A 4,426-nucleotide genomic window follows, 5' to 3' on the forward strand; every position below is an offset into this window, starting at 1 on the left:
GGTGCGAGCGCAGCGAGCCTCGAAGGATGACTCGTGCAGATATCCTTCGAGGGCCGCCTTCGGCGCCACCTCAGGATGACGTTTTTGTACTAAGCGGCTTCCTTCACGGCGCCCGCGATCTTGGCGAGCCGCTTCAGAACATCGCGCGCGCCGGCAAGCCTGTCTTCGGCGTTCGGCCAGTTGGCGTAGAAGATGAGCTTGTGGTCGGGCTGGAGCTTCACCTGCTTGCCCGCGTTGCTGATGAAGCGGATGAGCCCTTCCGGATTGGCGAAGGCGTTGTTGCGGAAAGCGATGACCGCGCCTTTCGGGCCCGCGTCGATCTGCTCGATGCCCGCCAGACGGCAGAGCGCCTTGATCTCGACCACGTCGAGCAGATGCCGCACCTCCTCAGGCAAGGCGCCGAAGCGGTCGATGAGCTCGGCGGCGAACGCCTCGATGGCCTCGGCGGTCTCCACCCCCGACAGGCGGCGATAGAGCCCGAGCCGCACTTGTAAATCGGGTACGTAGTCCTCGGGGATGAGGACCGAAGTGCCGAGATTGATGCGCGGGCTCCATTGATCCTCGATCACGTCCTCTCCGCCCCTCAAGGCCGCCACCGCCTCCTCCAGCATGGACTGGTAAAGCTCGAAGCCCACTTCGCGGATATGCCCGGACTGCTCCTCGCCCAAGAGATTGCCGGCGCCTCTGATGTCGAGGTCGTGGCTGGCCAGGATGAAGCCGGCGCCGAGCGTATCGAGAGACTGAAGCACTTTGAGCCGCTTCTCGGCGGCGGGCGTGATACGCGCATCCGCCGGAATGGTGAAATAAGCATAGGCGCGGATCTTCGAGCGGCCGACCCGGCCCCGCAACTGGTAGAGCTGCGCCAGGCCGAAGCGGTCGGCGCGATAGACGATGAGCGTGTTCGCCGAGGGAATGTCGAGCCCGCTCTCGACGATCGTGGTCGACAGCAGCACGTCGTATTGCCGGTCGTAGAACGCGTTCATGACCTGATCGAGTTCGCTCGACGGCATCTGTCCGTGGGCGCGGGCGACCTTCAGCTCCGGCGCGTGCTCTTGCAGAAACGCAGCCGCCTCGTCGAGATCGGAGATGCGCGGCACCACAAAGAATGTCTGGCCGCCGCGGAAGCGCTCGCGCAGCAGCGCCTCGCGCAAGGTCATGGGATCGAACGGCGACACGTAGGTCCGCACCGCCAGGCGGTCGACCGGCGGCGTGGCGATCAGCGACATCTCGCGCACGCCGGACAGCGCCAATTGCAGCGTGCGCGGGATCGGCGTGGCGGTGAGCGTCAGCACATGCACGTCCTCGCGGAGCTGCTTCAGCCGCTCCTTGTGCTTCACGCCGAAATGCTGCTCCTCATCCACGATGAGAAGTCCGAGATCGGCGAAGCCGATGGCCTTGCCGAGCAGCGCATGGGTGCCGATGACAATGTCGATCGCGCCGTCCTTCAGCCCCGTCTTCACTGCGGAAAGGTCCTTGCCGCTGACGAGGCGCGAGGCTTGCGCGATCTTCACGGGGAAGCCCCGGAACCGCTCCGTGAAGGTGTGGAAGTGCTGTCGCGCCAGCAGCGTGGTGGGCACCACCACGGCCACCTGCTTGCCGGCAAGCACGGCGATGAGGCTCGCACGCAAGGCGACCTCGGTCTTGCCGAAGCCCACGTCGCCGCAGATGAGCCGGTCCATGGGCCGGCCGCTCGCCAGATCCTCGAGCACCGCGTCGATGGATGTGACCTGGTCCTCGGTCTCCTCGTAAGGAAAGCGCGCCGCGAATTCGTCATAGGTGCCTTCCGGCGGATTGAGGATCGGCGCGGTGCGGAGCTCGCGCATGGCGGCCACCTTGATCAGCTTCTCGGCCATGTCGCGGATGCGCTGCTTGAGCTTGGCCTTGCGAGATTGCCACGCCACGCCGCCGAGCTTGTCCAGGATCACACCGGATTCATCGGAGCCGTAGCGGCTCAAGAGTTCGATATTCTCGACCGGCAGATAGAGCTTGTCGCCGCCTTGGTAGTGCAGCTCCAAGCAATCGTGCGGCTCGCCCGCCGCTTCGATGGTGGTCAGTCCCACGAAACGGCCGATGCCATGATCCGCGTGAACCACCAGATCGCCGACCGCGAGGCTCGCGGCCTCGGTCAGCGCGTCGCTGCCCTTCTTCACGCGCGCTTTGCGGACGAGGCGGTCACCTAAGATGTCCTGCTCGCCGATCACCGCGATGCCCGGCGCTTCGAAGCCGGTCTCGAGCGGCAGCACGGCCACGGTCGTCGCTTCGGCTGGCGCGGCGACGGCGTCCGGGAACGTCTCGACCCGCACCGTGTCGCTCAAGCCATGTTCGGTCAGGAGCGTCGCCAGGCGCTCGCGCGCGCCCATGCTCCAGCACGCGACGATCACGATCTTCTTCTGGGCGATCAGCTTCTTGGCATGCGCCACCACGGCATCGAAGACGTTGCTGCCTTCCGTCTGACGTTCCGGCGCAAACGAGCGGCCTTGCCGTCCGCCAAACGAGACGACATGGACCCCCTCGCCTTCCGGGCGCTCGAACGTATCGAGCGCGACCACGTGCGGCGCCGCGCCGAGCAGACGCTGCCATTCGGCCTCGTCCAGGAACATGCTGTTCGCCGGCACGGGATGATAAGGCGGCGCGCCGAAAGCTTTGCGCTCCAGCGCCGCGGAGCGCGCATCGTAATGATCGGCAACCTGCTCGAGGCGGCTCTGCCGGGCATCGTCCACGAGCGGATCGAGCGTCACCACGGCGTTCGGCACGTAATCGAACAGCGTGGCCAGCTCGTCGTGGAACAGCGGCAGCCAATGCTCCATACCTTGATGCTGGTGCCCGGCCGAGATCGCCTCGTAGAGCGGGTCGTCGCCCGTCACCGGGCCGAACAGCTCCACATAGCGCTGGCGGAACTGGCTGCGCACCTCGGGCGTCAGCGCCACTTCGCTCATGGGCAAGAAGTGCACGGCGTCGAGCCGCGCTTCCGTGCGCTGGGTCTCCGGATCGAAGGCGCGGAGGGATTCGAGCTGATCGCCGAAGAAGTCGAGGCGTACCGGTTGCCCGCCCGGCGGTAAAGATCGAGAATGCCGCCGCGCACCGCGTATTGGCCAGGGTCGGTGACCGTGCCGGCGCGCGCATAGCCGGACGCTCAAGGCGCTCGAGCGCCTGCATGTTGACATTGCCGGACTGAAGCTTGAGATCGCGCCGGCGATGAAGCTCCGTGGCGGCACGCGCTGGACCACGGCGTTTACCGAAGTCAGCACGACCAGCGGCGCTTCGTCGTCCGGGGCCCGCGCCGTCAAGGCGGCGAGCGTCTCGATGCGGTCGGCGATAATCTCCGCGTTCGGCGCCACCCGGTCATACGGCACGCTGTCCCAGGCCGGAAAGCACAGCACCCGCACATCGGGGGCAAAGAAGGCGATCGCCTCTTGAAGCGTAGCGAGGCGGTTGCCGTCGCGGGCCACATGCAGGATCGGCGCGTGCGCATGCCGGGCCAACGCGCCCAAGAGCAGCGCATCGAAGCCTTCGGGCACGCCGCCGGCGATGGCGCGCTTGTCCTTCAGCAGACGATCCACTTGCAGAGCGGGAAGCTTAGACGCGGAACTCATGGGCCCTTGTGCTTTTAGCCGGCTTTGGGCAAGCCGTGGAACTGCCGGACGCGCGCGATCAGCGCGTCGAGATCGCGCTCGCCAAGCGAGTAGCCCTCGTAAACCGACAACTCGATTTGCGGGTCCGGCATCTCGATCAGGCGCTCGAGCACGGCGATATCGTCGCCATTCATGCTGTCGATGGCTTGCTCGGCGAAGCGCCCAAGCAGATAGTCCATCTCCTTAGAGCCTCGATGAGTCGCCCGCCATACCGCCCTGCGGCGGCGCATTCCAAGATCACTCGACATGATCCAAGCTTCCAATCTTAGCCCGAGGGTTAGACCGAGCGGCCCTGACGATGTCAAGGGCGCGGCCTTGAACGCGCTAGACTAGGGCTCATGCGACCGCCCCGACTCGCTCCCCTGTTCGCTTCCGTCCGCGCCCTGAAGGGCGTCGCCCGCGAATCGAGGGGCTGCTCGACAAGCTGGTCGCCCCGCGGCAGCAAGGGGCCCATGCGCGGGCCATCGACCTTCTGTGGCACCTTCCCGTGGGCCTCGTCGACCGCGCGCGAATTCCTTCGATCAGCGAAGCCCAGATGGGGGAGCTCGCCACGCTCGAGGTGCGCGTGGCCGAGCACCGGCCCGGCGGCGGGCGGCGGGGGGCGCGTGCGCCCTATCGCATCCTTGTGGAGGACGACACTGGCGCGCTCGAGCTCGTCTATTTCAAGGCCGACCCCAACTATCTGAAGCGGCTCCTCCCGGTCGGCGAGACGCGGCTGATCTCGGGCAAGATCGAAGCCTATGACGGCTGGCTGCAAATGCCCCATCCCGATCATGTGGCGGCCGTGGACAAGG

2 protein-coding genes and 1 pseudogene are annotated in these 4,426 nt (G+C 66.3%); 1 reads left to right on the plus strand and 2 read right to left on the minus strand.

Going from position 1 to position 4,426, the window contains the following annotated elements; translation table 11 throughout:
* Nucleotides 1-89: 89 nt before the first annotated feature.
* Together mfd and AUC71_RS00120 are read right to left on the minus strand one after the other, a co-directional pair.
* Nucleotides 90-3,593 (minus strand): annotated as a pseudogene (gene mfd, locus AUC71_RS00115) (transcription-repair coupling factor).
* Between the two features lie 14 nt (nucleotides 3,594-3,607).
* Entirely contained in the window at nucleotides 3,608-3,880 is a 273-nt protein-coding gene (locus AUC71_RS00120; protein WP_069622625.1) for a succinate dehydrogenase assembly factor 2, read from the minus strand.
* Nucleotides 3,881-4,119: 239 nt separating this feature from the next.
* On the opposite strand from AUC71_RS00120, the gene AUC71_RS00125 reads away from it, so the two are divergent.
* The coding region (locus tag AUC71_RS00125) for an OB-fold nucleic acid binding domain-containing protein (RefSeq protein WP_342021365.1) at nucleotides 4,120-4,426 on the plus strand (307 nt) is incomplete at its 3' end.

It is taken from the genome of Methyloceanibacter marginalis (assembly GCF_001723295.1).
In the GTDB taxonomy this organism is placed as follows: Bacteria; Pseudomonadota; Alphaproteobacteria; order Rhizobiales; family Methyloligellaceae; genus Methyloceanibacter; species Methyloceanibacter marginalis.

Excerpts from the sequence above, each read along its gene's own strand:
- AUC71_RS00120 (WP_069622625.1), bottom strand. The coding sequence starts at position 3,880 with ATGTCGAGTGATCTTGGAATGCGCCGCCGCAGGGCGGTATGGCGGGCG.